6 protein-coding genes are annotated in these 3311 nt (G+C 38.9%); all 6 read left to right on the forward strand.

The features are described from left to right. Positions 1-299, forward strand: a 299-nt coding sequence (locus tag FJR08_RS22435; RefSeq protein ID WP_168634634.1) for a DUF2809 domain-containing protein, incomplete at its 5' end; no start/stop codon positions are given. Then, entirely contained in the window at positions 277-501 is a 225-nt protein-coding gene (locus tag FJR08_RS22440) for a DUF167 domain-containing protein (RefSeq protein ID WP_168634635.1), read from the forward strand. The genes FJR08_RS22435 and FJR08_RS22440, both read left to right, overlap by 23 nt. Before the next feature lie 11 nt (positions 502-512). Further along, on the forward strand, positions 513-668 hold the full coding sequence (locus FJR08_RS22445; protein WP_174783216.1) for an alpha/beta hydrolase: 156 nt from the start codon (positions 513-515) through the stop codon (positions 666-668). A gap of 322 nt (positions 669-990) precedes the next feature. Further along, entirely contained in the window at positions 991-2085 is a 1095-nt protein-coding gene (gene leuB / locus FJR08_RS22450) for a 3-isopropylmalate dehydrogenase (RefSeq protein ID WP_168634636.1), read from the forward strand. Positions 2086-2173: 88 nt separating this feature from the next. Further along, positions 2174-2434, forward strand: a complete 261-nt coding sequence (locus FJR08_RS22455; protein WP_015079528.1) for a hypothetical protein — start codon at positions 2174-2176, stop codon at positions 2432-2434. A 26-nt stretch (positions 2435-2460) separates the two neighbouring features. Next, the gene (locus FJR08_RS22460) at positions 2461-3282 is read left to right on the forward strand and encodes an A24 family peptidase (RefSeq protein ID WP_015079527.1); all 822 of its coding nucleotides are present in this window, start codon (positions 2461-2463) and stop codon (positions 3280-3282) included. Positions 3283-3311: the final 29 nt, after the last annotated feature.

Here is a 3311-nt window from a genome sequence, read left to right on the forward strand (position 1 = left end):
CAACTTTGTACCTCATAAGAGCGGAAACCGCTGTATTTGCTTTTGGATTATTCAGAAGTAAAAAAGCCGTTGTCCAAATTCCTATATGGGTTTTTATCCTTACCTGCATTGTTGAAGTTTTACAACTTTGGCATCCACCAATATTAGAAGCCATCCGTGCTACCTTAATAGGTAAGTTATTATTGGGGACTACCTTCGCGTGGTGGGGTTTTCCTGATTATCTCATAGGTTCTATTTTTGGTTGGTTGTGGTTAGAAAAACTTCAAAAAATAGATAATGCAAAAAAGAGTAAAAGTTAAACCAAATTCTAAACAGCAAAAGATTGAAGAATTAGCAGATGGTAGTTTAATTGTATATCTCAAATCACCACCAGTAGATGGTAAAGCTAATGAGGAATTAATTAAATTACTAGCCAAAAAATTTGATGTTTCCAAATCCTCTATCAGAATTAAATCTGGGACAACATCTCGACAAAAGGTAATTGAAATTGATGGAATTTAGGAAAATTACCAATGACCAATTACCAATCACCAATTATCAATTACCAATTACCAATTACCAATTACCAATTACCAATCACCAATGACCAATTACCAATTACCAATGACCAATTACCAATTACCAATGAGTGTTGGTTCAATATTTTGGCTTCTGAACCCACGTTTTAAGAGTTTTACGCCAAATTCAATCAATTTTTGACCAATCAGCCAGAGAAGAATCGCACCAACAACTTTCAGTCCAAAAGTAGTTAACAGTTCGGCAATAACTTTACTAATCTGTTGGAAATCCATAAATTATGCTTTTTTGTATTTTTAACACAATCAAGATAAAGCTAATTTTAGCAAAAAGAGATAGAGATAATTTTTAGTTGCATGAATCCTAACTAAATTGTGTTCAAGCCATGTTGATTAAAAAAATTAACCACTCTATTTGGCACAATTGCTAGGTATGATATTTTATCTGCAAACATTTACCCAGTAAAACCTGACTATGACTCAAAACTACCGCATTACCCTACTACCTGGAGATGGCATTGGTCCCGAAATTATGTCCGTAGCAGTGGACGTGCTGAAATTTGTCGGTAAAAGCTTTGATTTTTCCTTTGAATTTTCCACAGCTTTAATTGGTGGTGCTGCTATTGACGAAACCGGCGAACCACTACCCGCTGTTACCTTAGATATGTGCCGCAATAGCGATGCCGTCTTACTCGCTGCTATTGGTGGTTACAAATGGGATTCTCTCCCCTCAAATTTACGCCCAGAAGCAGGTTTATTGGGGTTGCGGGCTGGTTTACAACTATTTGCTAATTTACGTCCTGCGAAAATTCTCCCCCAGTTAATTGACGCTTCCACCTTGAAACGAGAGGTTGTAGAAGGAGTAGATATTATGGTGGTGCGGGAACTCACCGGCGGGATTTATTTTGGTAAACCCAAAGGCATTTTTACAACAGAAACCGGAGAAAAACGCGGTGTAAATACGATGGTTTACACAGAATCAGAAATTGAACGCATTGGCCGCGTAGCTTTTGAAACAGCGCGGAAACGAGGTGGTAAACTCTGTTCAGTGGATAAAGCCAATGTGTTAGAAGTATCTCAATTATGGCGGGAAAAAATTACACAACTTTCCTCAGAATATACTGATGTTGAGTTATCTCACTTGTATGTAGATAATGCCGCCATGCAATTAGTCCGCGCTCCCAAACAATTTGATACAATTGTTACAGGAAACTTATTTGGTGATATTCTCTCTGATGCTGCGGCAATGCTCACAGGTAGTATAGGAATGTTACCTTCTGCTAGTTTGGGGGCTGATGGTCCCGGTGTCTATGAACCAGTTCATGGTTCAGCCCCGGATATTGCCGGACTTGATCAAGCCAACCCCTTAGCACAGGTTTTAAGCGCCGCCATGATGTTGCGTTATGCTTTAGACCAAGCAGCAGCAGCAGACTTAATTGAAAATAGCGTGTTACAAGTTTTAGAACAAGGTTATCGCACAGGAGATATTATGTCCCCAGGAATGAAACTTGTCGGTTGTCGAGCTATGGGCGCAGCACTAATGGAAATTCTGCAATTAAAATCACGTTAAAGTGTAAATCTGGAAGTTTTACTATTTATTGTGAAAACTTTCAGATACACTAAAAGCAAATCTGTAAATCTCAATATAAAAGCCAATTGTGTACGCTTTACAACAAGAACAGGCAAACTTTACCCACTCCAAAAAGCATCCTTCTTTGATTGATCCTACTGTAATTAGAGCAGCTAGTCACATCTACTATACCTACTGTGAAGTCCATCCAGAAATAGTAGGAAAAGCTACAGGAGTAGCAATTAGTCGGGTAACTCATCGGGGTAAAGTGATTTTTACTAAGTACCCAGTGTTATTACCACAGGAATGTTTTGTGCCGTTGAATCAAATTGAGTCCTATATGTATTAGTCAACTGACAACTGACAAATAATAATATGGACATTTTAATGAATATTTCAGCCAGTATCATTGTCTTTGTTTTGGGTGCATCTCTGGGTAGTTTTATTAATGTTGTGGTTTATCGGCTACCCGCTGGCTTATCAGTGCTGTGGCCACCTTCTCGCTGTCCCAAGTGCTTAAATAGGTTGAAGGCTTATGATAATGTCCCGGTTTTCGGTTGGTTGTGGTTAAAAGGGCGGTGTCGTTATTGCCAAACTCAGATTTCTCGCCGTTATCCATTAGTGGAGGCATTAACAGGGATAATATTTTTAATAGTATTTTGGGTTTTTCAATTTTCAATTTTCACCCTGGGATATTGGGCTTTTTGTAGTTGGTTATTGGCTTTATCTCTTATAGATTTAGATACAATGACCTTACCTAACCCCTTAACTAAATCGGGGTTAATTTTAGGAATAGTCTTTCAAATGGCTGTGGGTTGGTTATCAGAACCGACTGCGGTGGGATTATCAAAACGCTTAATAACCGGAATAGCCGGTGCAGTTCTGGGTTTATGGCTGTTTGATGCGATCGCCCTTTTAGGTTCTATGGCTTTTGGCAAAACGGTCATGGGTGCAGGTGACGCTAAATTAGCTGCTATGATGGGAGCATGGTTAGGATGGCGTTATTTACTACTAGCGGTTTTTATCTCCTGCATTTTGGGAGTATTCGTCGGTGGTGGTGCAATTATCCTCTCTCGTCACCAAATGGGACAAAAAATGCCTTTTGGACCCTTCCTAGCGTTAGGTGCGGTAATCACTGTTTTTTGCGGTGAAGCTATTTTGTCCCCATATATGAGATTATTTTTGCCTGGATCTTAATATCATTTTTTAAATCTTTTTTTGTTTCA

The sequence above is a fragment of the Dolichospermum sp. UHCC 0260 genome, assembly GCF_009711985.1.
In the GTDB taxonomy this organism is placed as follows: Bacteria; Cyanobacteriota; Cyanobacteriia; order Cyanobacteriales; family Nostocaceae; genus Dolichospermum; species Dolichospermum lemmermannii.

Coding starts and splice junctions, on each gene's coding strand:
- FJR08_RS22440 (WP_168634635.1), top strand. CDS start 277: ATGCAAAAAAGAGTAAAAGTTAAACCAAATTCTAAACAGCAAAAGATT.
- FJR08_RS22445 (WP_174783216.1), top strand. CDS start 513: ATGACCAATTACCAATCACCAATTATCAATTACCAATTACCAATTACC.
- leuB (WP_168634636.1), top strand. CDS start 991: ATGACTCAAAACTACCGCATTACCCTACTACCTGGAGATGGCATTGGT.
- FJR08_RS22460 (WP_015079527.1), top strand. CDS start 2,461: ATGGACATTTTAATGAATATTTCAGCCAGTATCATTGTCTTTGTTTTG.